Source organism: Acinetobacter sp. YH12069 (genome assembly GCF_013419675.1).
Classification (GTDB): Bacteria; Pseudomonadota; Gammaproteobacteria; order Pseudomonadales; family Moraxellaceae; genus Acinetobacter; species Acinetobacter amyesii.
On the sequence record NZ_VOZS01000003.1, the window covers coordinates 1 to 26,380 of the forward strand.

Genomic DNA, 26,380 nt, shown 5'->3' on the forward strand with positions numbered 1-26,380 from the left:
AGCAAGTAACTTGGACCAGTGTTGATCATTTAGCATTGTTCGAGGCATAGCGAGTGTAAAATTGGGTTTGGCGATTTAATTTTACTATCTCGCTATTTTTTTAATCAACAAATGTCAACAGATCCTAATATGCTGAAAATGCAGCTTTTATTGAATCGTGTAGAAAATAGCTAAAAAACTGCTGTTGTAGTGTTGATAAAACAGCAGTTTGAATTGGAATTATTGCTTCAATACGTCTTTAATGTGCACAAAACGCTTGGTTAAAGTATTCGAATAATTCAGGCGTTTGGCTCCATAAGCCGATGGACAATGCCAACAAGGCCAGAATACTGATGCCAATACTGAGCCGGAACCACAGTGTTGAATTAGTCATGAATGACACTTTCCTCATTAACCATGAAATGTACCAATACTCCAAAAATACTCAGGACAATCGAAAAAATCCAAATGGCATTATAGTTACCGGTTATATCGTGGTTCACACCACCCAACCAACCACCAAAAAATGAACCGACTTGATGAGTAAAGAATACGATACCACTTAGCATACTGAGATATTTAACGCCAAACATATTGGCTACAATACCGTTGGTGAGCGGTACGGTAGAAAGCCATAGTAGACCCATAATGACGCCAAATGCATAGATTGTCCATGTGCTTAAAGGCAGCAAAAGAAAGGCAATAATGGCAATGCCACGTAAACCATACAGTCCCATTAACAGCTTTGGTTTGGAATATTTGCCACCGAGCCAACCTGCTGTGTAGGTGCCGACAATATTAAACAGTCCAACGAGCGCTAGGAAAATAGTGCCTGTAGTGGCATTAAAGCCATGATCGATTAAATATCCCGGAAGATGGATGCCAATAAACACCACTTGGAAGCCACAGACAAAGAAACCGAGTGCTAGAAACCAAAAGGGTTTATGCTCCCAAGCCAATTGCAAAATTTGTTTAAAAGTCAGAGAGGCTTCATGCGTATTGGTTGCATTTGGTGCAACATACATTGGTGCTTTTAGCATCCAAGCTAAAGGAATAATAAGTGCAATTAAAATGGCGCTGACCACCAAAGCTGAAGACCAACCAAATTTTTGCAGTAACAGTAACGTAGAGGGCAGCATAATGAACTGACCAAAAGAACCTGCGGCACTGGCAATACCCATGGCTAAACTACGTTTGTCTGGATGCGCTGCACGACCTACGGCAGAAAGTAATACTGGAAATGAAGTGGCTGAGAGAGCCAAACCCAGGATTAAACCTGCGCTTAAATTAAGCAGTAAACCGGTAGAGCTGACGGCCATGAGTAATAGTCCGAGGGCATATAATGCACCACCGACGGCGACCACGATCTTACTGCCATATTTATCTGCAAAAGCCCCAGTAATCGGCTGCACAGCACCCCAAATTAAGTTTTGCATGGCAATGGCAAGGCTAAATACGTTATGTCCCCAACCAAATTCATCACTCATCGGCACGAGATAGAGGCCAAATGCATGACGCACCCCTAAAGACAATGCCAAAATAATTGCACTGCCAATGAGCATGTAAATCAGGGGCTTCGAGAAACGAGTATCAGACATACAGCAGTCTACATTCTTTAAATTTAATCCAATGGTATTCGAATAAACGCAGAGTTGCGATTAAATTTAATTCACCAAACAATAAATTTTTTTTATAGGTAACTATGGATGAATAAAGGAAATTGACACAGCGGAAATTCAAAAGTGTCTAAAAGAGTTAGAAAAGGTATCTCAGAATAAAAGACCATATAAAAGCCAATAAAAAAGACGACCGTAGTCGTCTTTTATATATGTTATTTATTAGAAACGCATACCGATACCTGCATACGCAAGAATTGGATTTACTTCAATATCAGCTTTAGATTTGATCAGTTCACCATGTGTGGCATCTGTAACGGTAATGGTGGTTTCATTTTGTAGGTGTGCATAGCTAACAGAACCTACAGCAAACCATTTGTCATTGAAGTCATAAGTAAAACCAGCTGTCACAACAGGAGCAAAAGCATCAGAAGCTTCTAACTCAACTTTTGGCTTAGCTTTACTTGGTTTACCGTCAAGTGCGGCACCAGCATTGCCTTCTTTAATATTGGCAATCATATGTCCAGCAGCAATCAGGTCTTTTTCTGTACGTGGATTAATTTCTAGTTCATTAAAGTATGCATACATTACGCCTAGACCCACATAGGGACGGAATTTATTGACGCCAGTTTTACCGAAGTGATATTGGATTTCTGCAGCGGGGGTCCATGCACGAGCAGATGCCGCTGGGCCGTAGGCTTCTAAATCTGTAATCAGCAAACTATTCTTCATTGCGATTTCAGGTAGGTCGATAATACCTAACTCAGGTGTCGCAATAGCTGCAAATGGCGCATAAATTTTTCCTTTGCCGTTTAGGTCTACCTCAGGTGGGATACCGGCTTTCATTTCTAAAGAAATGTTATCAGTAAAGAAATAGTTGGTCATGATGCCTAGTGTGGTTACATCATCGGCTTCAAGGCCAGTACCTTGGTTATCCCAACTTTGTAGGCCATTAATTTCAGCAGTACCGCTTAGCCCTGCTGGTAAGGTACTCGTACCTAATTTATCGAGCAAACCGACAAACCAAGTAGAAATGTTTGGATCCATAGCAGGATCCATATTGGCTTTTACTGCGTCAATTGAAATATCACCAACTTTGGCTGTTTCACCATTTTTTACTGATGTATCAACATGGAATGGTTGTGCTTTACCTTGTGGCATAACATGTAGAGCACCAACAGAGACAGAAAAACGTTTGAAGCCATCGCCATCTTTTAAACTAAAATATGGTGAGTCTGCATGACTGAGCATAGGTAGGGCAGCCATAGAAGCAGCAATGCACAATACACTTTTTTTCATTTTAAAGGACTCCATGTCCGTAAATTGATAATAATTTTTCTAAGTGCCCATTATTCAAAATTAGTGCGTAAAAAATGTTATAGAAAACAAGAATAAACGTAATAATCCTGTAACATTCTTGATGATTTGTATTATTTGAAGGCTTTAATTAGGTATTTGTGTAAAAAAATCGAACATTTTTGAAATTTAGAAATGGTTCTATCTATTTGTAAATATTCAATATTTATTGACATAATTGACAGTGTGTTGGTTGATTTGGGTCAGTAAAATAGTTTAAAACAACCATATTCAAAGCACTTTTTTGTGCTGTTGTCCTCTATAGATATAAAAATTCATAGCTAATCATTGAGTCTTTATATGCCAATCGAGGCTAATCTCTCAAAGCCTTTTACACCAAAACCATTTTTTTTGTACAATAGCGCCAGATTCAATTGAGTTATTCGTATGAGTACGCAAAACCCTCCCAAGAAAAAGGCTTTAGTCAATTTGCCTTTTCCGATTAAAAAAGCTGAAGATAATGCTTCGGATGAAATCTTTGAAGATATGCGTCCAAAACCTCAGCGTTATGCTGACCGTACTTGGATGCCACCACGCGGTACACGTCGTTCGATGGGTAAGCGTTAAAAGATTTAAATAAAAAAGCCATGGTTCAAACCATGGCTTTTTTATTGCAAATTATTGATGTTAATTGCGTATTTCAGACTGAATTCTTCGGTCTTTATTGAGATAATACTTTTTCTTCTGACGATACATGTCTAGATCGGCACGTTTGAGCATATCTTCCATCCGCTCATTCAGCTCATTGGTGGCAAAGCCAATCGAGATACTCATCGGTTGATTAGAATAAAATTGGTTATCGACCAATAACAACTCATTCAAACTTTGTAAGCAGTTTTGCAGCGCTGCATCATCTGCACCCGGTAATAGAATGACAAATTCATCACCGCCAATGCGCGAAGCAGAATAGGGCGTATGCTGAATAAGTTGGTTTAAAATGTTGCCCAGACGTCTGAGGATACTGTCACCAGCATCGTGCCCAATACTGTCATTGAGTTCTTTTAGTCCATTTAAATCAATAAAAATACAAGAAACAGGACGTAATTGATTGCGTTCGAGACGCTTGAGTTCTGCTATATAAAATGAACGATTATAGAGTTTGGTCAGTACGTCGTGTTTACCTAAATACTCAAGATAATTTTCAGCCTTTTTACGTGCAGTAATATCGGTTAAGGCAACCTGCACGGTGCTCCAATCATCAAGATAATCGGGAAATACAGTAAATTGTAGTAAGACGTGGCGAATACTGCCATCAAGTGCATAATTTATAGCTTCACGTTGATGATGTAAATTACCATTCCAAAGTTCAATCAACTGTTCTTTAAATGTTTGAAGCATCTTTTTGGCAAATACTTTATGTACATTTTTGAGCAATATTTCTTTGTTCGGAGCGCCAAATAAATCAAGCGTGGCTTGATTGACGTCAACGATCAGTATTTCTTTAATGCACTCTTGTACAAAATCGGGATGAACATCCAAAAAAGTGACAAAGTCTTCGATTTCTAAAGCGCGTAGCTGATCTAATTTGATTTTAATCCGGCTAAAATCTTCGACCCAAAGTGAGGTCGGAGAATAATGAAAACGCGCTTCTGCCAAATGACGACTTTGTTCTTGTAAACGGCAAGCTTCAGTATAAGAGGTGATATCTTCAGTCGTAATTAAGACGGCAGATAAATCCTGCTCATGACTCGGTAGCACAATGCCTTTGAGTTGAATGTCTAGGCGTTGTCCACTGAGCGTATAGTTCACAGCAGAATGGGAAAAATGCGTTTCACCATTCCACAATGCAACCAATTCTCTAATGTGTGTTTGACACATCTCCGCCTGAAAAACTAAATCCAGGTTTTGACATAAATGTTCAAAGTCACGTGCTTGATACAGTTCTAGTGTTTTTGTGTTGACCTGTAAGATTTTTATTTTTCTCGCACATTGCAAAATACGAGATTCATCTTGTTGAAGAAAAGTGGCGAGATCCTGCACACCTTGTTGACGCCAGAGATCAAATTGTTTTTTGACTTCACTGTAATCTTCAAGCCACATGGCAATGGGGGATAGCTCAAAAAAAGGAGAATCTAGCATGTCTATTTTATGTGCTCGTCATTCTTTATGATAATGTCAGCAAGTAGTATAAGACGAAAAAAATGATATTAAAATAATGTGATATGTAAAATAAGTTTTATTTTTAATGTGACTTAAGTCACTAAAAACCATTAAACAACCGTAGAAAAAAAGCCAATATGGACATTGGCTTTTTGGGTGTTTCAAATGTGGTGAAAAGAGCCTTTAGCGGCTGGCTTTACGGGCTTTATTTTCAGGCTTTGGTGCAGCAATTTCACGTTCAGCTTTCCAAACATCGATGAAATCTTTTTCATTGATATTGTACAGTTCAAGTAGGGCTAAAATAACGCCGCCAAACATCATCGGGCCTTCAGAATTACTTTGAAATTCAAATATTTTCCCATTCAGGGCATGCAAAATATCTTCAATTTCAAAAATACGGTCACGACCATTACTGTCTGTCGGGTACATTTGGGTATTCAGGACAATTTTCGCAAGACTTTTTTCATTATCCGTTAAGGCCAGTACATCAACCAACTCATCTGTTGAAGGTGCGAAAATAACCGAATCTCGATAAATCGTATGTAAAAGTTTCGAGGTGAGTTTTGGTAATGCTTTTTCAACGAAAGGACGGAATGAAATTGGAAAAATAACATTTCTGGAAATCCCCTTAAACATGGGAGCAATTTCTTCAACTTTATAGCCAGCGACACCACAACCGATCGAGGTAATGAAGTATTTAGTCTTCGGATGATTCTTGGTATAGATTTTAAAATCATCGACATAGTGTTGAATTTGTGACAACGGCATTTGTTGTAAATGCTCATTCATCGTTGGAATAGCAAAACTTTGACCAGCCCATCCACGACCAATACCATTCATTGCACCAAAATGCTCTAGGGCAGTACGCGCTGCACCGCCAGTATGTTGACCTGCCATATTGCTGCCAAAAACAAAAATGGTATCTTCAGCTAAGTTTTTAACAATACTTTCGTCATGATATTGGTAAGTCATAAAGTTTGATCTGTGGCGTCCTTTTGTTCATGTTGCAGGTGAAATTTAGCTAGGTCAAGTATCTATCTGGGTTAAATGAACGCTTTATCTATGAGTTTTTTAGCCTAAAGAGTTTCTTCGAAAAAAATTGGCACAATCAGGCGCTTTATATTTTTTGAAGTTGATGACAAAGTATAGAAACACATACTCAGTAAAGTTTCTTCTGTCTGTAAGAGACTTTGGCTTTTTACATAAATTTAGCGTTGTTTTGTGCAACTTTGCCCTCATAATAAAGCCCTATAAAAACTGTTGAAGAAGAGTGTGATGCAGGAACAGCCTTTTGAACTGGTAACACAATATCAGCCCGCAGGTGATCAGCCTCAAGCGATTGAGAAATTGGTCAAGGGGATTGAGAAAGGAATGCATGACCAGTTGCTCTTAGGGGTAACAGGTTCGGGTAAAACCTATACCATGGCAAATGTGATCGCTCGCACGCAACGTCCAACGATTATTATGGCGCATAACAAAACTTTGGCTGCGCAGCTTTATGGTGAGTTTAAAGCCTTCTTTCCGCATAATGCTGTGGAATATTTCGTCAGTTATTATGACTATTATCAGCCCGAAGCCTATGTGCCATCTTCAGATACCTTTATTGAAAAAGACTCATCGATTAATGATCACATTGACCAAATGCGTCTTTCGGCAACACGGGCATTATTAGAGCGACGTGATGCAATTATCGTAGCGTCAGTTTCAGCTATTTATGGTCTGGGTGATCCCAATGCTTATATGAGTATGCTTCTGCATATCGTGGAAGGAGACCGTATTAGCCGTGATGATATCATCCGTCGTTTGGTGGAAATGCAATACACCCGAAATGAACTCGAATTTTTACGGGGTACATACCGTATTCGTGGTGAAATTATTGATATTTTTCCTGCTGAATCTGATCAAAATGCCATTCGAATAGAGTTATTTGATGATGAAGTTGATTCAGTTCGATGGTTTGATCCATTGACGGGCAGAATGGTCCGTAAAGTGCCACGGATTACGATTTACCCAAAAAGCCATTATGTAACACCTAAAGATAATTTACAGCGTGCAATTGGAACGATTCGTGAAGAACTCGCAGAACGACTAGGATTCTTTCGTGCAAATGATAAATTACTCGAAGCACAGCGTATCGAACAACGTACACGTTATGATTTAGAGATGATGCAGCAGCTTGGCTATACCAACGGTATTGAAAACTATTCACGCCACTTGTCTGGCCGTCCTTCTGGTGAAGCACCTCCGACTTTGTTTGATTATGTACCTGATGATGCTTTATTAATCATTGATGAATCGCACGTTACCGTTCCGCAAATTGGGGCTATGTATAAAGGTGACCGTTCACGTAAAGAAAATTTGGTCAATTACGGTTTTCGTTTACCAAGTGCGCTTGATAACCGGCCAATGAAATTTGAAGAATGGGAGCGGATTATTCCTTCGACCATTTATGTCAGTGCAACGCCTGCACATTATGAAATGGAAAAGTCTGAACAAGTCGTTGAGCAAGTGGTTCGACCCACAGGTTTGGTCGACCCTGAAATTGAAATTCGTCCAGTGTTAACGCAAGTGGATGATGTATTGTCAGAAATTAATAATCGTAAAAACTTAAATGAGCGTGTATTGGTTACGACATTAACCAAACGTATGGCAGAAGATTTAACTTCATATTTGAAAGAATATGGTATTAAGGTCGCTTATTTACATTCTGATATTGACACTGTTGAACGAACTAAAATTATTCATGAATTGCGTTCGGGTGTATACGATGCAATTGTTGGGATTAACTTACTGCGCGAAGGTTTAGATATGCCCGAGGTGTCTTTAGTAGCCATTTTAGATGCAGACAAAGAAGGCTTCTTACGTTCTGAGCGTTCTTTGATTCAAACCATCGGTCGTGCAGCGCGTAACTTAAATGGTAAAGCGATTTTATATGCAGATCGTATGACCGACTCCATGCAAAAAGCCATTGATGAAACGGATCGTCGTCGTAATTTACAAATTGCATTTAACCTTGAGCATGGCATTACGCCACGAAGTGCAGTGCGTCAAAACGTCAATGATATTGATACAGGTGAAGTGCTGACAGATGATGAAATCGATGCAAAAATTTCAGATCAGGCTAAGGCATTAACTGCAGATGAACGTCATTTGATGTCTGATCCAAAACTTTTAGCAAAACATATGAACAAGCTGGAAAAAGAAATGCTGAAAGCATCGAAAGATTTGCAGTTTGAACAAGCCGCTCGTTTACGTGATGAAATCTTGCGTTTAAAAGCACAGATGATTTCATAATTTTGTTAGACAAGATGCGGAATATTGTCTGAATTACATACATAATTCAGACAAGAAAATGATTTTTAGAGCAATTTTTTCCGCTAGAGTAAAAACACGAGAGAAAGAATTACTTAATTTTCATCGAATGTTTTGCATCGAAATGAGGCATAAAAATGACAACAACGAATCTTCCGAAAGCTGGTTTTAAGCTCGCAAAAATTGCACTTGGTGCAGCAGTGTTAATTGGTTTGGGTGCAGCCACAATGGCCTATGCACAGACGAAACCGTTACAGACTGTGGAAAAAGTCGAGCTCGATCGTTATTTAGGTATGTGGTATGAAGTTGCTCGTAAGCCTTTAGTCTTTCAAAAAAGCTGTGACCGTGATGTTACTGCGGTCTATACCTTAAATGAAAACGGCAATATTAATGTCAATAATCGCTGTGTATCGAAAGATGGCACCAAGAAACAATCAATAGGCGAGGCATTTGTACAAAATGCACCGTTTAACTCAAAATTAAAAGTTAGTTTCTTGCCTGAAGCGATTCGTTGGTTGCCTGTGGGGCGTGGTGATTATTGGGTGCTCAAAGCCGATGAAGACTATCAAACAGTCTTGGTGGGTGAACCCCGTCGTAAATATATGTGGGTGCTTTCTCGTTCGGCTCATCCAGATCAGGAAGTGATTCAGGAATATCTAAATTATGCTCAATCTGTTGGTTATGACTTATCAGATATTATTCATACTAAGCAAACAGTGAAACCATAAACCTAAATATTTGAACAAATGCTAAAAAACCATGCCTGTGCATGGTTTTTTATTTGCTAGAATGTTCATGCGAAAAGCTTGATTGATCAAGCAAAATATCAAATTTATGGTGTATTTGGGACTGGAGTGGAAGATGTATAAAGGCGTTGCATTGTCTGTATTGGCATCGGTCACTTTTGGTATTTTGTATTTCTTTACCATCTTTTTAAAACCTCTGGATAGTGAGCAAACTTTTGCATGGCGCATGTTGGCGACCTTGCCATTTTTAACCTTATTTATGTGGTGGATGAAAGATTTAAACAAAGTCAGTGAAATTTTTTGGCGAGTGGTCAAGCAGCCGATCTTTCTCATTTGGTTAATCATCAGTTCATTTTTATGTACTACGCAGCTTTGGTTGTTTTTGTGGGGGCCGATTAATGGTCGAGGGTTAGAAGTTTCTTTGGGATATTTTTTACTTCCCTTAGTCATGGTTCTGGTCGGGTGTGTGCTGTATAAAGAAAAACTTTCTAAATGGCAGATGGCTGCCGTGGCACTGGCAATTTTAGGTGTCGGCCATGAAATTTGGCGTATTGGCAGTATCGCGTGGGAAACTGTCTATGTCGCTGTGGCTTATCCGATTTATTTCTTTTTACGTCGTACCTTTAAAACTGATCATTTGGGTGGTTTTTGGTGGGATCTTTGCTTAATTCTGCCTGTAGCATTTTATTTAGGATTTATTCATAGCGATAGTTTAGCGCTGATGTCGTTATTCCCTCATCTGATTTTGGCGGTTTTGGGACTCGGTTTTTTGAGCGCACTTGGCTTAGGTAGCTATATGTTGGCGAGTCGTTATCTGCCATTTGTGATTTTTGGTTTGTTGAGTTATTTAGAGCCCGTTTTGTTAGCCTTTGCATCGATCGCATTGGGTGAGCGAGTAGAAGCCGAAGAATGGCTGACCTATATTCCAATTTGGGGTGCAGTGTTGTTGTTGGTGATAGAAGGCATCTTGCATCTGTTTAAACAAAAGCAAAATGAACGTGCGTTAGCTAAAAATGTAAAAGCGTTAAATGATCGAATCGATTCTTAGACTGAAAATATTGGTACGATAAATTGATCAGTTCACAATTAACACTTGCTGTTTTTTAAGAAAATTTTAAACTTAGAAAACTAAAACACGCCATGATTCAATTCATTGTTTAGGAAGAACAGTATTGAATGATGGTGTACAAAAATATTTATTTTAGATAAAAATAAACTGAAATCGATAAAAGATTGATTAAAGAACCAAGATACAGGAAGCAGTCAGTGGTTGTCCCATTTCATCTAAGCGCTAAACTTTTACAGCTAGAGCCTGTGTTGGATCAGCATTGGCGGAGTATTGTGTCTGAAGTATGCACTGATCTTGATCAATCCAATTTAGCGCAGATACAGCAGGTGTTATCGCAAAAAGGTATTCGTTGGGAGTCTTCATCACAGTCGTATCAACTTGATGTGCCGATGAATTTGGGCATGCTGATGAAAGTACTAAAATATGATGTCATGCGTGAGCATGCACAGTATTTGGCAACACAGCTCGAAGAACTTCGAACATTGACAATGAGTATTCAAGTTGCGCAAAAATTAGAAGAAAACCTAGCCTATATCAATAAAATAGATGCCGAAGAAGATTTTGAATTACAGCATGAAAAAAACGTATTACATCGGCATTTCATTTTAAATGCTGCACAAATCATCCGTGAAATGGATTTGATTGCGCCGAGTGATGCACGTGAACTCACTGCCCAGCAAGTCAAAATTTTCTTGATCGAAATTTTCTTAAAGTCACATATGTTGGGGCAATTTTTTGATGCCACTATCCCGAAATCGTCTGAGATTTGGCAACATCCGATTTTTAAATACTATTTAAAGCGTGAACAAAAAACGAGATATTTACAAATCGTACAAACATCTGAGTTTATTTATATTTTGTCACCTGATTTAGATTGGACGACGCAGTATTCAGCAACGCGGTTTTTATCGACAAAGCACAATGATGCCTTAGCAGACGACGTTTTTGATGGGGTGGCCATAGATTTAAATACTGCTTTAGAGAATCAACAAATAGACGAATTAAAAATTCAAGTCTCTAAGCTGGCATCTATTGCAGGTTTTATACATTTAGATCTGCAAAATTTAATGCAGCAACTACATATACGGGTAGATAAGCATCTACTTTTAATGCTGCATGTAGAGGATGCCACTCAATTAGTGACGGTTTTACCTACTTTTGAGCAGCAGTTCAATACATTGATCTTGAAGCCATTGCATCAGACTGTTCAATATCAACTGAGTGAGCAGATACAGCATGATTTTTTATTTTTCCATAGCATGCAAATATCTCAGAAGCTCATCACGAGTCTAAACGTCTTAAGTAGCTGCCCGAAGTTTGAGGCGAGTTTGGAGTTAAAACGACTGCGACTTCAACTACAGGCTTGGCAGGTGCTTTTGTTGAAACGGCGTGCTCAAATTTTTCATGTTCAAAACGAAGATGAGTGGGAATTACATCATCAGCAGTCACAGCAAATTCATACGGCGCTGAAGGCGATCTTGCAGCCGGTCGAGGATCAACAGAAAATCTTTGCTACAGAAGCAACTGTAGAAAATACGGGTGCCCATGGCGCGCATGTTGGATTTTCCAAACGCATGACGAAAACAGGGGATTATGAAAGCCTTGAAGCCGATGCTTTAAAAGCGCAGCAGCAAAAAAAGCGACAAACTTATATGCAGGTTTTAATGTTGCTAAAGGAACATGCGTCACAGCTCGTCAATCTCGATTTTGAGCCATGTGAAAATGCCTTAAAGGTGCAGTCTTTTAGTGATCGGAGATATTTTGCCATTAGTACTGGAGAGAATGGTTTAAATGCACTACCGAAAATATTAGAGCTGAGTGTAAATTTCTTTGATTTTAATTTGGAAAAGTTTGCTGAGAATCTGAAAAATTAACAGAATTTTAAATATTGATCTGACTTTAAAACTAATGTTAGGCAGTAACATTAGAGGCGTAATTTGATCCAAATAAAAGAACGATACGCGGTAATGTTATCCGCAATTGTCTAAGACAAGGTTACTTCTAATAAAAAATGTTTTTGCGATACTTTGAATAAATTGACGGTAGTGAACGAGTTTTGCAGTGAGGAGCATTGCTCCGCAAGATGGTTTCCTTATGAAGCACGCTTCTCATTTTGCCAAATGAGAAACAACGTTTCGTAAGAGTACCTCTAGCTGAAGGCTAAACCCTTTATTCAAACCTCAAATGTAAGACTCCGTCGAATATTCTTAAAAATCATTTAAAAATGTGAAATTATTATTACGAGCTTAACATCAGTAAAAATACTATAAATTGAGCAAAATAAAAAAACACCGCAATTTGAACAATATAAATATTCGTTTATCTTTGAGCTAAATATGCAGAGATCTGGTTGATAAAACTACATTTGAAATTTTGTGAAAAAAATCTGCGAAAAAGTCCGTTTTTCAACTTTCGGCTATAAAATCATAATACTAATCATGATTATTTTGAAAATTGATAGTGAATATATAACAAAATAACCTTGTCGAAATCTGCTTTTAGATTCATTAATTTTCAGTTTTCCATTACAATTGTGGGGTTTTGAAATTTATGCTTAGATTTACAATTAATTAGAGGACGTATCTGTGAGCAAAGACACTATCGTTGCCCTACATGCAGAGCACCAAGGTCGCTGGAAAAACCGTGAAGAAATCGCGGAACGTATGATTGCCCTAGTGGGTCAGTTATATCGTGAAAAAAACATCGTAGCTACAGTATACGGTCGTTCTTTAATTAACCGTTCGGTTATCCAAATTCTTAAAGCGCATCGTCGTACTCGCGTACTTGACGTTGAACTTTCAGTTGTGAACACTTTCCCAATTCTTGAAGCTTTGGCAAAAATCGAAAACATCGGTACTGCTGAAATTGATCTTGGCAAACTTGCTGTTGAGTTCAAAGAAAAAGGCGGTGATGTTGACGCATTCGTTGCTGACGCTGTGAAATCACTTGAAGGCAATGCAACTAACGTTGAAAACCGTGATGTTGTACTTTACGGTTTCGGTCGTATTGGTCGTATCCTTGCACGTTTGATGATCAGCCAATCTGGTCTAGGTCGTGGTCTTAACCTTAAAGCAATCGTTGTTCGTAAATCATCTGACGGTGACTTAGAAAAACGTGCGTCTTTATTACGTCGTGATTCTATTCATGGTCCATTCGCAGGTACAATTTCTGTTGATGAAGAAAACGAAGCAATCATTGCTAACGGTAACTTCATCAAAGTGATCTATGCGTCTAACCCATCTGAAGTTGATTACACTGCTTACGGTATTAACAATGCACTTGTAATCGATAACACAGGTAAATGGCGTGATTCTGAAGGTCTTGCACAGCACCTTAAATGCGCTGGCGCTGCACGTGTAATTCTAACTGCACCTGGTAAAGGTGACATGAAGAACGTTGTATACGGTGTGAACCAAGCTGACATCCTTGATGAAGATACAATCATCTCTGCTGCAAGCTGTACAACAAACGCGATCACACCAACACTGAAAGTGTTAAACGACAAGTACACAGTGATCAATGGTCACGTTGAGACAGTTCACTCGTTCACGAATGACCAGAACTTAATCGACAACTACCATAAAGCTGACCGTCGTGGCCGTGCTGCAACATTGAACATGGTTATTACTGAAACAGGTGCTGCTAAAGCTGTTGCTAAAGCGCTTCCTGCTCTTCAAGGTAAATTGACTGGTAACTCAGTACGTGTACCTACTCCAAACGTATCTCTTGCAATTTTGAACCTTACTTTAGGTCAAGATGTTGATCGTGAAGAAGTGAATGAATACATTCGCCAAATTTCAATCAACTCTAACCTTCAAGGTCAAATCGGTTATACAAACTCAACTGAAGTTGTATCATCTGACTTTATCGGTTCACGTACTGCAGGTGTATTTGACGCTCAAGCGACAATCACTTCTGGTAACCGTTTAACTGCATATGTTTGGTACGATAACGAAGTGGGTTATAGCTGCCAAGTATTACGTATTGCGGAACAAATGGGCGGCGTAAGCTATCCAAAAATTCCTGCTGAAACAAATGCATAATTTGTGAAAGCTAAAAAAGAGTCTCATTTGAGGCTCTTTTTTTTATCTAAAGAGCAGGGATGAGTAGCTTAAGGCATAGACGATGAATGGATTGATCAAAAGCATCGAAATGTCTTGTTATTTCTGCCACTGTTAGATGCGTGTGAGTCATTTATAATGAAAAAGCCAACTAAAATATTCAAGTTTTAAGTTAATGAAATCATTAAAGAAATAAATACAAAAAATTGCAAACTGGTTTGGGTAATGTGTTCAAAATAAAGCTGTAAAAATAAAAAAGCAAAAGGAATTTAGTTTGCAAGCAAAGCACATGCTCAGTGGATTGGCATTTATTGTGTTTGCTGCACTCTGTGGTGTACTCATCGCCATTTGGGTGTTTAAGCACTTTAATATTTATATCCCGCTAGAAAATCAGAACGTCAATATCGACCTGCAAGAGCCATTACAAGCCGAAGTCAAAATTCATGATGCCTTGGATGTGGACGTGACAGGGCGGGTGAATGCTGAAATTCCGATACATGAAAATTTAAATATTCCCTTAACTCAAACGCTGACACCACGGGTGTATTTTGATAATCAAGTCCCGATCAAGACCACGATTCCAGTGCGTGAAACTTTGAAAGTGAATCAAAACCTTCCTGTGAATACCAAAGTAAAAGTTAAAGTCATGGGGCAAGATGTGACTTTACCACTCAAAGGTGATATCCCAATTCAATTGGATATTCCAGTGAATATGAATGTGCCTTTGGAACAAAAAGTACATTTAAAATTTGATGCGCCAGTCAAAACCGTACTGAAAGAAAACCTACATATTCCACTGAATGCAAATTTAAAAACCAACATTCCTATTGAAGGTAATTTGAATGTTCCAATTAAAACGGCATTGAAAGCGACAGTGGACGTACAAAATACGTTGCCCGTTCAAATTAAAAAGGGTGAATTGGTAATTCCACTAAAAACAATGCGACTCAATAGAGAGCATGCCAAAACTGAAGCGAAAGCTCAGGCGTAAGCCATGTGGATATTTCAATCGGCGAAGCGTATCATTTTGAGTTTTATCGCAGTTGCATTGTTGGTTGCGGTACTATTTTGGTTGTATTTAAATATTTATGCGTCGATGCAAGTACGTGCAAAAAATGCAGATATTCAATTGTCGCATTCACTACCCACCAAAATTTCCGTTGGCAATTATTTGCAAACGCAGTCCATCGGGACGTTGGATACGCAGATTGCTTTAGATCGGAAGCTGCAACTGCCCTTAAAGGGAAAATATCTGGCAGATTTGCAGTTTAGTGTAGAGGTTCCGATCTCAGTGGATATTAATTATTCCACCAATATTCAAATTAACCAGACGATGCCGCTTGAGGCGACCACAGATTTGGTGATTAAAAATAAACTCGTGCCGAAATTTCCGTTAAAAATGGACATTCCTGTCAAGTTAGATGTTCCTTTTCATTTGAAAAGAACCTATAACATTCCTATTCGAATTAATTTTAATGGTCCTGTGTATTTTGAGTTTAATGAAAAAGTCGATTTGCATGTGGTATATCAGTTTGCACCACAACTAAAACTTAATGACCCGATGACCATGCGAAAAATTGCAACCTTTAATGCCACGATGTACAACGCAGAGCGTAATACCAAGGCAAATTTAGAGTTGAACATGGATTTGCCGATAAAAAATGTACATCCATAAGTTAGATTTAACTCAAAAAAAAGCCCGAATCAATTCGGGCTTTTTTGTTGGTTTGATCTTATTTTAAAGCAGCTTCAACAGCACTACGTAGAGAAGTGGTTGGGTGACCGAGTAACTGTTCCAAGTCCTTACGATCACTTTGCATTGCACCGTCAATGCTGTTGATATCAGCATCGACGATCACATCTACAAGACCAGCAGGTAAGCCCGCTTGTAATAGGCCTTGTGTGTAGTCTTCTGCAGTTAGATTTTGATAGTGAACATTTTGACCTGAAACTTGCTGTAGGGTTTGGGCAAGCTGTGCCAATGTGAAACTGTCTGAGCTTGCAAGTTCATAGGTTTTATTCTCATGACCAGCGCTTGTAAGTACTTTTGCAGCAGCTTCAGCATAGTCAGCACGTGTCGCTGCATTAATTTTTCCATCCTTTGCTGCACCAAATAAGGTACCTGTTTCAACCACATGTCCTGCAGCAGCAAGATAGTTTTCGACATACCAGTTATTTCGTAAGAAGGTATAGGTTAAACCACTAGCTTGAATCAAACTTTCTGTTTCACGATGTTCTTGAGATAAACCCAATTGTGACGTATCTGCACGTAACAGGCTGGTATAAGCAAGATATGGAACTTTCGCATCTACTGCAGCATCAATTACGGCTTTGTGTTGTGGAGTACGACGACCAATTTCATTGGCAGAAATGAGTAATAATTTATCGACACCTTGTAGTGCAGGAACAAGTGTATCTGGTTGATCATAGTCAAAATGACGAAGTTCGATACCTTGAGCTTGTAGGGATGCTACTTTTTCTGGTGAGCGAACTAAAGCGATGATGTTGTCGGCTGCAGTTTCTTTCAATAAAAATTGAAGGACCAATTGGCCTAGTTGACCTGTTGCACCTGTAATTGCGATTTTCATATTTAAACCCTCTGATTGTTGAATAAATGATCTTGATGGTTGAATCTTAATCTGTTAACTTACTAAATGTAAGTACGTACCAAAAAGTAAGTTAGTGACTTTGAGGAAAGATTTAATGAACACATACGCTACAAGTAAATTATTAGGTCAAGTTTTATCCACTGATTGTCCATCTCGAGAAATATTGGAACATCTCACCAATAAATGGTCAGTATTAGTTTTGCGTTGTTTGACTGAAGGGGTACACCGTTTTAGTGAACTTAAGCAGCGGATCGAAGGGGTGAGCGAAAAGATGCTGGCTCAAACGCTGAAAATGCTCGAGCAAGATGGTTTTATCTTACGGACAGTCTATCCAGTCGTGCCACCCAAAGTTGAATATCAACTGACTTTAATGGGCTCGCAGGCTGCAGAAAAGTTAATGCATCTGATTGGTTGGGTTGAACGAACCTTGCCTGAAATTATTGAAGCCAAGGAAAATGCACGTAAATAGCTTTCAGAAATGGGGAGTGAAATTCGTTTGCCATTTATCAAAGGTATTTTGATGATGAGCTAAAGATTTTCGAGTGAGGTGCGGATTTTCCTAAAAATTTGCATCAGTACCAAGATGAATGAAATTTATAGTATTGCTGAATAATATTGTTCGAGAAATTCTTTAAAATATGGCAGAATAAGCGGTTTTAAAGTTTTTAGAGGATTGGCAAATATGCGCTTTGTTGATGAAGCAGTCATTACCGTAGAGGCTGGCGACGGTGGCAATGGCGTAGCCAGTTTTCGCCGTGAAAAATTCGTACCATTTGGTGGTCCAGATGGTGGTGATGGTGGTCGTGGCGGTAACGTATACGTTCAAGCCGACAACGACACAAGTACCCTAGTAGATTATCGTTATACACGTAAATTCCGTGCAGAACGTGCTAAAAATGGTCGTGGAGCGAACTGCTCAGGCCGTGGCGGTGAAGATACCGTATTGCTCGTTCCAGTGGGCACAACAATTGTAGATACAGAATCTGGCGATATCATCGGCGACTTAGTGGCTGACGGTCAGCGTGTGTTAGTGGCAGCAGGTGGTGAAGGTGGTTTGGGTAATACTCACTTCAAATCTTCAACCAACCGTTCTCCACGTAAATGTACACACGGCTCAAAAGGCGAATATCGTGAAATTCGTCTTGAATTAAAAGTACTCGCAGACGTTGGTTTGTTGGGTATGCCAAATGCGGGTAAATCAACCTTTATCCGTGCAGTTTCAGCAGCGAAACCAAAAGTTGCAGATTATCCATTTACCACTATGGTGCCAAACCTAGGTGTGGTTGATGCCGATAGTCACCGTTCATTTGTAATGGCGGATATTCCGGGTCTAATCGAAGGTGCTGCAGAAGGTGCAGGTCTAGGTATTCGATTCCTGAAACACTTGGCACGTACACGTATTTTATTACACATCGTAGATGTTCAACCGATTGATGGTTCTGACCCTGCGTACAATGCAAAAGCAATTTTGGAAGAGTTGAAAAAATTCTCCCCAACGCTTTCAAAATTACCTGTTGTATTGGTACTCAATAAAGTAGACCAATTGGCGGCTGAAACGCGTGATGAATGGTGTGATCACATTCTCGAAGAGTTGCAGTGGAAAGGCCCTGTATTCAAAACTTCAGGTTTAACGTTTGAAGGTACTAAAGACGTTGTGTACTACCTGATGGATCAAATTGAAGAACAGCGCGAACGCGAAACTGAAGATCCTGAATATGCAGCAGAAGTTAAAGCGTTCCGTGATCAGCTTGAAGCTGAAACACGTGAGCAAACGCTTGCTGCGAAAGAAGCATATCGTGAAATGCGTCGTCAACAACGTCTGGCAGGTCAAGGTGAAGACTTTGATGATGAATTTGAAGACGGTGATGATGAGGCAGAATCGTACTACGTACGTTAATTGCTGAATAAGTGTCAAAGCAAACAAGTCTGAGGACAAGATGATAGAAGTGGTAGATGGGCAACGTCAGCTCAAGGGTTGTAAACGTATCGTTGTTAAAATCGGATCATCACTACTCACAGCAAACGGAAAAGGGTTAGATCTGGATGCAATCTCGCATTGGGCGGGACAAATTGCAGAACTACACAATGCAGGGCACGAGATCATTCTTGTGTCTTCCGGTGCTGTGGCTGAAGGTATGGTTCGAATGAATCTGGACAGCCGACCCACAGATCTACCCAGTCTTCAGGCTTGCGCAGCCATTGGACAAATGGGTTTAATACATACTTGGTCAAGCGTTTTAGAACAGCGTTCTATTCGTACAGCACAAGTTCTGTTAACGCATGATGACTTGGCAGACCGTCGTCGCTATTTAAACTCATGTGATGCTTTGCAGCATTTGATCGATTGGCGTGTGATTCCTGTGATCAATGAAAATGACACAGTGTCGACTGACGAAATCCGCTTTGGCGATAACGATACTTTGGCTGCGATGGTGGCTGGACAGGTTCATGCAGACCTCTTGGTGATTCTAACTGACCAAGAAGGCATGTTTGACTCAGATCCTCGTTCCAATCCAGACGCAAAACTGTTTCATACAGTACGCGCAATGGATGAATCATTATTCGATATGGCTGGCGGCGGCGGTAAATTCGGTCGTGGCGGTATGTTGACCAAAGTTCGTGCGGCACGTTTGGCAGCCAAGTCCGGTTGTCCAACAGTCATTGCGAGCGGTGATAGCGACAATGTGCTTTCACGCGTGATGGCTGGTGAGTTACTCGGTACCTTATTCATTACGGACAATGATCGTGTGACAGCCCATCAACAATGGTTAGCTGCACATTTACAAACAGCTGGTCGTTTAGTAATTGATGATGGTGCAGTTAAAGCCATTCGTGATAATCACCGCAGTTTATTACCTGTCGGTGTGAAAGCAGTTGAAGGGCATTTTGAACGTGGTGATGTGGTGGAATGTGTCGATACACAAGGTCATCGTGTTGCTGTCGGTCGTGTAAATTTCAGTTCACGTTCGGCAGAAATCGTTAAAGGTTTGGCCTCAGATAAAGTTCATCAAGTTTTAGGGGAAGCCCGATCACTTGAAATGATCCATCGCAATCATATGGCGATTTATTAGTGCTATAAGTTATTGAAATTAATTGTTTAAATACAAAATCTTGTTTTTTTGACTACTTATTTAGCTACTTTGGTTTAAAGCCCACTTATTGAAGTGGGCTTTATCTATTTTGAGGATTAGCTGAAAGAACCTATTCGTTCATAACGTTTCCTGAAGGCATCTTTACCGCCTTCCATAATTTGGCAAACATCATTTCGTATTGCTTCGTGAACTAAGCTACCTGAGTTTTTAATTTCAATTTGTCCATTGAAATGCATAACGTTTACTAAATCAGCATCACCATTTACTACAATGTTTGGATTGTGTGTGACAATAATAATTTGGCGCTTATTTTTGTTGTTGTGTATCTGATTCACGATAAGATCATAAATGAGCTCATTATCTAGGTCATCTTCAGGTTGATCGATAATTATAGGCTCATTACCATGACTAAGTAAGAAAGCTAATATAGCCGCTGCTTTTTGTCCTGCAGAACCTCTAGAGATGTTAACAAAATCTCGACCATCCCCTTTTCTTGAATATTTTACTTCAAGTAAATCTTCAGGAAACCAAGTGAGTAATCGGCCTAAAAATTCAGGCTGATTTTGATATCGATTTTGGAGGTGAGTTGTGAATCTGCTATCAATAGTAAATTGTGGTAGGGGAATCCCTTTAATTAAATTAAGTATATTGTTGAAAAGGTTACTTTGGGCTGCAAGCTTAGAACTACTATTACAGTTAATTAACTCATTAAGAAGACATCGTTCTTTGTCTTCTGGATTGTAGATTGTACTAACGAAATTAGGAGTTCCTATGATATCTCTGAAAGTAGACTCAATATTTTCAGTTTCTCCATAAGGTAAAACAGTCATTTTTACATAATTGTTATTAATTAAGATTGCATCAATAAAAGTCTGTCTACGTTGCTGAATCTCACCTCTAAGTCTAGTAATTTCATCAATACAATTTTGTCTTTCTCTAAGATTGGCAGTAAGTCTTTGTCTATTATTCTCGATTGCTTGAAGATTTAGTATGATTTCTTGCTTACGACTATTCCATAATTCATACTGTTCGCTATCGAATGGTATACCTCTAGCATTGTAGTCGGCTAACATTGCTTGGTAGCCTTGTTCATTACTATTTTTAAACGAAGTCCAGCTGGAATTTGCGTAGGCAGTGGTAGCGTGTAAAATTGCTGTTTCTAATCTTATTTTTAAATTATTAATTTCTTCAAGAATATTTGATAACTCACCGGAAAATGTAGTGTTAATTTGTGCTAATTCCATTTTTAATGGATCATGTAAGCCATTAATATTATCTAAGAATAGTGTTGGTAATTTAGTGCTAGAGACCTGATTTAATCTTTCATTCAATTCACTAACTTCAAGACTTGAAGCTAAAGCTCTTTTGACATTCATACATATTTCATGATCTAGAAGAATCTGATTATGTCCCCCTGTATTAAAACTTGAAATGTTGGCATCAATAGAGCTGAGTTCTGATCTAAATGATCCTTCCGTTGATATTGCGTTAATTAATCTTCTTTCTTCTTCAAGGAGATTCATAATTTGGCTAGTTTGGGTATCAATTAATTCCTTATACATGTGAGTATTAACACTTGGTGATCGATCAATTATCTGTAATAAGATATTGGGATGTGAAGCTAAGGCATTAATTTGCTTTTGACTGTAAAGATGAACAGGGAGCCGTTCTTGTATATTTCCTTGATCTGGAATTAACGATCCTCCTTCATATTTGAAAAATTGTAGAGGGGAAGATTTAGACCATTTTGAGCAATATTCACTTGCATGATTCTTTACTGATACTTCTATTTCTGTCTCGTTAAGGGTAACCTCATTAATGAAACTTTGAATTTCACTATGGATTTTGTCTAGCTCATGAGTATCTTGGGATTTACCTAATGATAATCTTAAGGATTCAATAAATGTTGATTTCCCTGTACCTCTCCCTCCGATAATTGCATTGAATAGTGGGTGAAGCTGAAATGTAGGAATGTTATTTGCTCTCCTACCGCAGTACTTCATATTTTTGATAGTTAGAGACTTAATATAAGCTTGAGGGATTTGATTAGGGTTTTGAATTTGATTGCGAATGCAATAGTTTTTATCTCTTAAAGAATATTTAAGGCCGTCAATGTTCGGTGTCCCCATTTTTATCCAACTAAAGCTTGTACCTAGTTGGGCTAATGTATGAGCATCAGAACCTTTCACAATCGCAAGATGTTGACAGTCAGTTTTTAATTCCGAATTGAGTGGGGTATCTATCAAGTAATTCGGATTAATAAATTGTGCCGAATCAAATAATTTTAAATTTTCTTTTAAATCTGGTGTTGGTGTAGTGATATTGTGTAAAAGGCCTTTAGGCCCTTCAATATGAGCGGGCATTATAATGCCATTAGCATCTTTGATTCGTCTTACTGCATCTGTGATTGAAAGAGTTGAAAAGCAATTTTCAGGATCGCCTAATAACATATTATTTAATTGGCAACTTCCGAGAATCATAGTTAGTTCTGAACTAGATATACTAGGATCAAAAATAGCTAACATATGAATTCTACTAGCTCCTAATGATACGGTTAGTTCAAAACCAGGAAACATTGTGAGAGGCCTGAACCAATCTTCATTCATACTTTGTGAGTAAGCGTTTTTCAAATCATCAACATATTGACCACTATTGTGGTCGGTAATAGCAACGCAATCGATTTCTTTAGCCATTAAAGCTTTAAGCCAATCTTGAGGTGAAATAGCGCTAGGTTCTCGGTAATCGAGTGAAGCTGGTGTATGTGTGTGAAAGTCAAATTTATACCATTGACTGCCTAAAATATTGGACATAAAAACTCCCCCTATAATAATTCAGCTAATATTTTTTAATTGGTTGAAGTATACTCAAAATTAATAAATTTTTTTCTGATTATAAGTATTTAAGTTGCAAATTAAGGATTAATTATGGGGCAAGCAAAACAAAGAGGTTCACTGCAAGAGCGTATAGCACACGCACAGCAACAAAAAGTTGATGGCGAACGTATTACGATTGAAGAAGCTAAACGCCGTCTAGAGCTTCAGGATAATGCGGAATTCTTGGGTTATGTGATTCACCTTTACGATCAAGATGAGTTTGTTGGAAAGATTGAAGAAAACGATGTAGCTATTAATCGAGTTTATGTGAAAATTCCAGACTTAGCTCAGATTTTTGACACAGTCGAAGAAGCTATTGATGAGGCTCTAAAAATTGATAAGTACCGGTTGTTGGTATGCCTGCTTTTTGAAGTTGATAATCAACATATGATCTATGATGTATGGGCTAATTTTGACAACTAAATAAATAGAATTAAGTGGAAGTTAAATATGGGATTTGGTGCTCTAGTAAAAGAAAATGCTTTAGTAGCTTGTGGAAGACATTGTTGTTTGTGTCATAAATTTTGTGGAATTAAAATGGAAATTCACCATATAAAGCCACAAGCAGAAGGTGGGCCAGATACGTTTGAAAATGCTATTCCTCTATGCTTTGATTGTCATGGAGATATGAGGACTTATGATTCAAAACATCCAAAAGGAATAAAATATACTGAAAAGGAACTTATAAGACATAGAGATGCATGGTATTTAGCTGTTCAAAACAATTCTTTGATCATTAATCAACATGCAGTAGAGACAGATAAAACAATTTATAACACATTGCTACAAGTACTTCCTTGGAATGGGAGTCTAAGTTTTATCTCTCAAAATAACTTTGCAGGCTTTTCGTTTCAATTAGATAGATTAAATGACTTAAATAATTTTGAATATCTATGTACCAATCCGGCATTTCATTTTTTAGATGCAGATTTAGAAGGATTGCGTAGCACTCTATTGTCGTCTATTGGTAGATTTCAAGCAGCCATTTCTATCAACACATTTCCGACAATAAATATGGGATGGAATCAAGTGCCTCCAGAATGGGAGGAAGACAACTATGAGGAGTTTTGGAAAATTGTTAATTTGATTCATGGTTTGGCTAAAGAAATCTGTGAAAACTATAATCAACTAATCAGGATGGCAACTGTTAAGCTAGGAATCTTGCCGGATTTCGATCTATAAGATAATTGCTAGAATCTCAATTTTTATGAATGGTATCCATAAGCTAGTTCGAAGTTTTTCTAAGACTTCGCTCTTTACCCAAAACTAAGTTAACTTATGGTTAAGTTAATATTAAGTGAACTCTTATAAGTAGATATATAACTAATAAGTTATTAGGCAGACGAAGTAGATAAAAATTGCCGTAAAGCTTAAGTTATAAGGGTTACGGCATCAACCACGCTATTAATTACTGATAGTGAAATTGCGAACTAAGTTTTGCACGGCGCTCGAAACGAGTTGATTAAGTTCGCCGTGTGTTTTCATGGATTCAGACAAATTTTTCTTATGCCGATTTTTGTCATAGTAAGTTGGGATCTCTGTTCCAAAAGCTCTAACAGTATTTTTATATTCATTAGTTAACTGCTTGGAAGAGTTGGTTGTCAACCGTGTGAAACTAAGCCCTTTGAATCCATCTAATAAAACTCTTTTGATATTTGTTAGGCGGTTGTCCATTTGATTGAGAATATTGCATTTGATATTTTTCTCTGCACGGACTCGCCATTCATTCTCCGGTAGAGGTTGTTTATTACAGTCCGTAGTCTTTACATATAAGTGCCAGTACTCTTCCGCATCTCTATGATTAATACCAATATTATAGCCATTTTCTAGCTTTCTAAACATTGAGTATGGTGTGCTTGGAATAGGCGTAAATACGCCTAATTGGCTCTTATAGACACGTAAATTTTCTACGGTACTAGGTAATCGAATTGACTTGAAAAGGGCTGTAGTGAGTGCTCTATGCTTGAAATTGTAGAAGTCAATTGCTAGTTCAATTTCCATGATTTTAAAGCTATCGAAATTGCATTCGAAATGTTTTAAATAGCTGATACGGCGCCGTAGTACATTGAACGAATTCATGTCGTGTAATCTAATAATAAAACCTGCTTGGTATTCTGAGATGTAATGAGTAATACCTGTTTTCTCTGTCAGAAATTTTTTGATGTCGTGTCGCGTGCTAGTTTTACCAATTTCAAAGTATAAATCGATGAAATCTACCTGAGCTTTGAGTTGGATATTCATTGCTTTGAAATCGTAACTGTGAATATTAGAGAAAATAATGGTTTCGAGTTGATCGGCTTGTTTTGCATTGTCAGCATATCTTGAGCATAAATCTAAATAACTTTGTTCATATGGAGATTTTTTCTCGGTATCTTCTGAAAACTCTTCGATTTCTAAATCGAGCAGAAATTTTCGTAACTCGTCATCATATGGATCTTGTCCATTTCGAACTAGGGTTTCAAATTGATGGTGTGTTAGATGTTTCATAATCATTTCAATGTGAAAAAATTAAATAAAAGGGCAGTTGAATAACCGCCCTTTTGGATTGATGGTAAATTACTGAATTAAGTAATTTTCATTTGGAGTGTTGATGAGAATTAATTCCTTACCATTACGTTCAATGCTGTAGGTAATGGAGGATTGAGTTTGGTGCACCATCATTACTTTACTGCTAGATAAGAGAATTGCTGTAACATCTTCGATACTAACTAAGGTGAATTGCATTGAATTCCTCCATTAGCTTTACACGTTCTAAAAATGCTTGCTCTAACTCCTCTTCAGTGCAATCTAATCCATTGAACATTAAATGTTCATTGAAGTACGTGATAGCATTTTCAATCCGATGCTCTCTATGAGTATTAAAGTATGGATTTCCTTTTGAAATCATATTTTTAATAGTGTTAAGCATTAATGATCGTGCTTTTGCTTTATCTGTATTAAGTTGCTGATTAGCAGAATTAACATTTTGCATTTTTCTTTCCTTTGAATGTTGATTAACACGTACGAACTCATGTAGAGCAGGTAGTGTGTACATTGGTTTGCCATCCACGACATGGACAGTGATTCTGTACCCATGTAAAAGACTCGGACGGTATAGGTTTTTGGTAAGTCTTCTATACCAATACTTTTGTGTCTTTCCTAAGTGTGTATATAGGAATTTGGCTGATTCAGTTTGGGATAAGTGCGAACTACTCAGCATCTTAAGACGCCTTTTGTTTGTGCGTTTCAATCCAATCAAGGACAGTTTTAGACTCCCAAACTGTTAAACCATTGAGAGAAAATGGCCGAGGAAACTTATTCTGTTTTACCCATAACCAAAGCGTTTTACTTGTGATTGGGAGCAATCCACTACGGGCAGGTTTAGCTTTAAATTTACGGATCTGTCCGGCTGATTTACCTGTTTTACAGATATGAATCTTCTCCGGAGTTGCAGGTGCCGAAGTGATTACTTTATCTTGAATGTATTTGCTGAGATTCATTGAGAACACCATCAGAGTTGCTAAGTTTCATTTCTGATTAGCTACGAGCTAATGGTGTTCTATTATTGTTATTTAATTTTTAATAAAA

The 26,380-nt window shown here is 38.3% G+C and carries 23 protein-coding genes; 13 read left to right on the forward strand and 10 right to left on the reverse strand.

What is annotated here, in order from left to right:
- Positions 1-238 precede the first annotated feature (238 nt).
- From FTU16_RS16475 to FTU16_RS01670, 3 genes are all read right to left on the reverse strand, one after another.
- Entirely contained in the window at positions 239-373 is a 135-nt protein-coding gene (locus FTU16_RS16475) for a hypothetical protein (protein WP_257220694.1), read from the reverse strand.
- Positions 366-1,577 (reverse strand): MFS transporter, encoded by a 1,212-nt coding sequence (locus FTU16_RS01665; protein ID WP_180004934.1) that lies wholly within the window; start codon positions 1,575-1,577, stop codon positions 366-368. The genes FTU16_RS16475 and FTU16_RS01665 overlap by 8 nt, the downstream gene beginning before the upstream one ends.
- Before the next feature lie 240 nt (positions 1,578-1,817).
- Entirely contained in the window at positions 1,818-2,894 is a 1,077-nt protein-coding gene (locus FTU16_RS01670) for an OmpW family protein (RefSeq protein ID WP_180007679.1), read from the reverse strand.
- 444 nt (positions 2,895-3,338) lie between these two features.
- On the opposite strand from FTU16_RS01670, the gene FTU16_RS01675 reads away from it, so the two are divergent.
- Positions 3,339-3,518: a hypothetical protein gene (locus FTU16_RS01675; protein ID WP_078190224.1), complete on the forward strand. Its 180-nt coding sequence runs from the start codon at positions 3,339-3,341 to the stop codon at positions 3,516-3,518.
- Positions 3,519-3,578: 60 nt separating this feature from the next.
- Here FTU16_RS01675 and FTU16_RS01680 read toward each other — a convergent pair whose 3' ends face one another.
- Together FTU16_RS01680 and FTU16_RS01685 are read right to left on the reverse strand one after the other, a co-directional pair.
- Entirely contained in the window at positions 3,579-5,036 is a 1,458-nt protein-coding gene (locus tag FTU16_RS01680) for a sensor domain-containing diguanylate cyclase (protein WP_180162645.1), read from the reverse strand.
- 198 nt (positions 5,037-5,234) lie between these two features.
- On the reverse strand, positions 5,235-6,023 hold the full coding sequence (locus tag FTU16_RS01685; protein WP_180076925.1) for a hypothetical protein: 789 nt from the start codon (positions 6,021-6,023) through the stop codon (positions 5,235-5,237).
- 300 nt (positions 6,024-6,323) lie between these two features.
- Here FTU16_RS01685 and uvrB point away from each other — a divergent pair, with 300 nt between their 5' ends.
- The 7 genes from uvrB (at position 6,324) to FTU16_RS01720 (ending at position 15,914) form a co-directional block, all read left to right on the forward strand.
- The gene (uvrB, locus tag FTU16_RS01690; protein WP_180040495.1) at positions 6,324-8,345 is read left to right on the forward strand and encodes an excinuclease ABC subunit UvrB; all 2,022 of its coding nucleotides are present in this window, start codon (positions 6,324-6,326) and stop codon (positions 8,343-8,345) included.
- A gap of 155 nt (positions 8,346-8,500) precedes the next feature.
- Complete coding sequence (locus tag FTU16_RS01695; protein WP_078190218.1) at positions 8,501-9,091, forward strand: lipocalin family protein; 591 nt, start codon at positions 8,501-8,503, stop codon at positions 9,089-9,091.
- 133 nt (positions 9,092-9,224) lie between these two features.
- Entirely contained in the window at positions 9,225-10,157 is a 933-nt protein-coding gene (gene rarD / locus FTU16_RS01700; RefSeq protein WP_180063383.1) for an EamA family transporter RarD, read from the forward strand.
- Between the two features lie 218 nt (positions 10,158-10,375).
- The gene (locus FTU16_RS01705; RefSeq protein WP_180162560.1) at positions 10,376-12,052 is read left to right on the forward strand and encodes a hypothetical protein; all 1,677 of its coding nucleotides are present in this window, start codon (positions 10,376-10,378) and stop codon (positions 12,050-12,052) included.
- 711 nt (positions 12,053-12,763) lie between these two features.
- A complete protein-coding gene (locus tag FTU16_RS01710) occupies positions 12,764-14,221 on the forward strand; it encodes a glyceraldehyde-3-phosphate dehydrogenase (RefSeq protein ID WP_168379186.1) in 1,458 nt (485 codons plus the stop codon).
- A 307-nt stretch (positions 14,222-14,528) separates the two neighbouring features.
- Complete coding sequence (locus FTU16_RS01715) at positions 14,529-15,230, forward strand: MFS transporter (protein WP_218953940.1); 702 nt, start codon at positions 14,529-14,531, stop codon at positions 15,228-15,230.
- A gap of 3 nt (positions 15,231-15,233) precedes the next feature.
- On the forward strand, positions 15,234-15,914 hold the full coding sequence (locus FTU16_RS01720) for a hypothetical protein (protein ID WP_180162561.1): 681 nt from the start codon (positions 15,234-15,236) through the stop codon (positions 15,912-15,914).
- Between the two features lie 58 nt (positions 15,915-15,972).
- On the opposite strand, the gene FTU16_RS01725 is transcribed toward FTU16_RS01720, so the two are convergent.
- The gene (locus tag FTU16_RS01725; RefSeq protein ID WP_180162562.1) at positions 15,973-16,827 is read right to left on the reverse strand and encodes an SDR family oxidoreductase; all 855 of its coding nucleotides are present in this window, start codon (positions 16,825-16,827) and stop codon (positions 15,973-15,975) included.
- 115 nt (positions 16,828-16,942) lie between these two features.
- Between FTU16_RS01725 and FTU16_RS01730 the strand changes: the two genes are divergently transcribed.
- From FTU16_RS01730 to proB, 3 genes are all read left to right on the forward strand, one after another.
- Positions 16,943-17,317 carry a helix-turn-helix domain-containing protein gene (locus FTU16_RS01730; RefSeq protein ID WP_078191873.1) on the forward strand — a complete coding sequence of 125 codons (375 nt, stop codon included), beginning with the start codon at positions 16,943-16,945 and terminating at the stop codon, positions 17,315-17,317.
- A 213-nt stretch (positions 17,318-17,530) separates the two neighbouring features.
- Positions 17,531-18,745, forward strand: coding sequence for an Obg family GTPase CgtA (gene cgtA, locus FTU16_RS01735; RefSeq protein ID WP_078190204.1), 1,215 nt, complete (start codon positions 17,531-17,533; stop codon positions 18,743-18,745).
- A gap of 40 nt (positions 18,746-18,785) precedes the next feature.
- Complete coding sequence (gene proB, locus FTU16_RS01740; RefSeq protein WP_180162563.1) at positions 18,786-19,919, forward strand: glutamate 5-kinase; 1,134 nt, start codon at positions 18,786-18,788, stop codon at positions 19,917-19,919.
- A 116-nt stretch (positions 19,920-20,035) separates the two neighbouring features.
- Here the strand turns inward: proB and FTU16_RS01745 are convergent, their stop codons facing one another.
- Complete coding sequence (locus FTU16_RS01745; RefSeq protein ID WP_180162564.1) at positions 20,036-22,750, reverse strand: TrlF family AAA-like ATPase; 2,715 nt, start codon at positions 22,748-22,750, stop codon at positions 20,036-20,038.
- A 114-nt stretch (positions 22,751-22,864) separates the two neighbouring features.
- Between FTU16_RS01745 and FTU16_RS01750 the strand changes: the two genes are divergently transcribed.
- Both FTU16_RS01750 and FTU16_RS01755 read left to right on the forward strand, forming a co-directional pair.
- Positions 22,865-23,236, forward strand: a complete 372-nt coding sequence (locus FTU16_RS01750; RefSeq protein ID WP_180162565.1) for a hypothetical protein — start codon at positions 22,865-22,867, stop codon at positions 23,234-23,236.
- Between the two features lie 27 nt (positions 23,237-23,263).
- Entirely contained in the window at positions 23,264-23,995 is a 732-nt protein-coding gene (locus tag FTU16_RS01755) for an HNH endonuclease (protein WP_180162566.1), read from the forward strand.
- A 222-nt stretch (positions 23,996-24,217) separates the two neighbouring features.
- On the opposite strand, the gene FTU16_RS01760 is transcribed toward FTU16_RS01755, so the two are convergent.
- From FTU16_RS01760 to FTU16_RS01770, 3 genes are all read right to left on the reverse strand, one after another.
- Positions 24,218-25,300 carry a hypothetical protein gene (locus FTU16_RS01760; protein WP_180162567.1) on the reverse strand — a complete coding sequence of 361 codons (1,083 nt, stop codon included), beginning with the start codon at positions 25,298-25,300 and terminating at the stop codon, positions 24,218-24,220.
- Between the two features lie 217 nt (positions 25,301-25,517).
- Complete coding sequence (locus tag FTU16_RS01765; protein WP_180162568.1) at positions 25,518-25,784, reverse strand: hypothetical protein; 267 nt, start codon at positions 25,782-25,784, stop codon at positions 25,518-25,520.
- Between the two features lie 229 nt (positions 25,785-26,013).
- Positions 26,014-26,292: an AlpA family transcriptional regulator gene (locus FTU16_RS01770; protein ID WP_180162569.1), complete on the reverse strand. Its 279-nt coding sequence runs from the start codon at positions 26,290-26,292 to the stop codon at positions 26,014-26,016.
- Between the last annotated feature and the right edge of the window lie 88 nt (positions 26,293-26,380).

Bases quoted from the DNA above. Each gene is read 5' to 3' on its own strand.
- FTU16_RS16475 (WP_257220694.1), bottom strand. From the start codon at position 373: ATGACTAATTCAACACTGTGGTTCCGGCTCAGTATTGGCATCAGTATT.
- FTU16_RS01665 (WP_180004934.1), bottom strand. From the start codon at position 1,577: ATGTCTGATACTCGTTTCTCGAAGCCCCTGATTTACATGCTCATTGGC.
- FTU16_RS01670 (WP_180007679.1), bottom strand. From the start codon at position 2,894: ATGAAAAAAAGTGTATTGTGCATTGCTGCTTCTATGGCTGCCCTACCT.
- FTU16_RS01675 (WP_078190224.1), top strand. From the start codon at position 3,339: ATGAGTACGCAAAACCCTCCCAAGAAAAAGGCTTTAGTCAATTTGCCT.
- FTU16_RS01685 (WP_180076925.1), bottom strand. From the start codon at position 6,023: ATGACTTACCAATATCATGACGAAAGTATTGTTAAAAACTTAGCTGAA.
- FTU16_RS01695 (WP_078190218.1), top strand. From the start codon at position 8,501: ATGACAACAACGAATCTTCCGAAAGCTGGTTTTAAGCTCGCAAAAATT.
- rarD (WP_180063383.1), top strand. From the start codon at position 9,225: ATGTATAAAGGCGTTGCATTGTCTGTATTGGCATCGGTCACTTTTGGT.
- FTU16_RS01715 (WP_218953940.1), top strand. From the start codon at position 14,529: ATGCTCAGTGGATTGGCATTTATTGTGTTTGCTGCACTCTGTGGTGTA.
- FTU16_RS01720 (WP_180162561.1), top strand. From the start codon at position 15,234: ATGTGGATATTTCAATCGGCGAAGCGTATCATTTTGAGTTTTATCGCA.
- FTU16_RS01725 (WP_180162562.1), bottom strand. From the start codon at position 16,827: ATGAAAATCGCAATTACAGGTGCAACAGGTCAACTAGGCCAATTGGTC.
- FTU16_RS01730 (WP_078191873.1), top strand. From the start codon at position 16,943: ATGAACACATACGCTACAAGTAAATTATTAGGTCAAGTTTTATCCACT.
- cgtA (WP_078190204.1), top strand. From the start codon at position 17,531: ATGCGCTTTGTTGATGAAGCAGTCATTACCGTAGAGGCTGGCGACGGT.
- proB (WP_180162563.1), top strand. From the start codon at position 18,786: ATGATAGAAGTGGTAGATGGGCAACGTCAGCTCAAGGGTTGTAAACGT.
- FTU16_RS01745 (WP_180162564.1), bottom strand. From the start codon at position 22,750: ATGTCCAATATTTTAGGCAGTCAATGGTATAAATTTGACTTTCACACA.
- FTU16_RS01750 (WP_180162565.1), top strand. From the start codon at position 22,865: ATGGGGCAAGCAAAACAAAGAGGTTCACTGCAAGAGCGTATAGCACAC.
- FTU16_RS01755 (WP_180162566.1), top strand. From the start codon at position 23,264: ATGGGATTTGGTGCTCTAGTAAAAGAAAATGCTTTAGTAGCTTGTGGA.
- FTU16_RS01760 (WP_180162567.1), bottom strand. From the start codon at position 25,300: ATGAAACATCTAACACACCATCAATTTGAAACCCTAGTTCGAAATGGA.
- FTU16_RS01765 (WP_180162568.1), bottom strand. From the start codon at position 25,784: ATGCAAAATGTTAATTCTGCTAATCAGCAACTTAATACAGATAAAGCA.
- FTU16_RS01770 (WP_180162569.1), bottom strand. From the start codon at position 26,292: ATGAATCTCAGCAAATACATTCAAGATAAAGTAATCACTTCGGCACCT.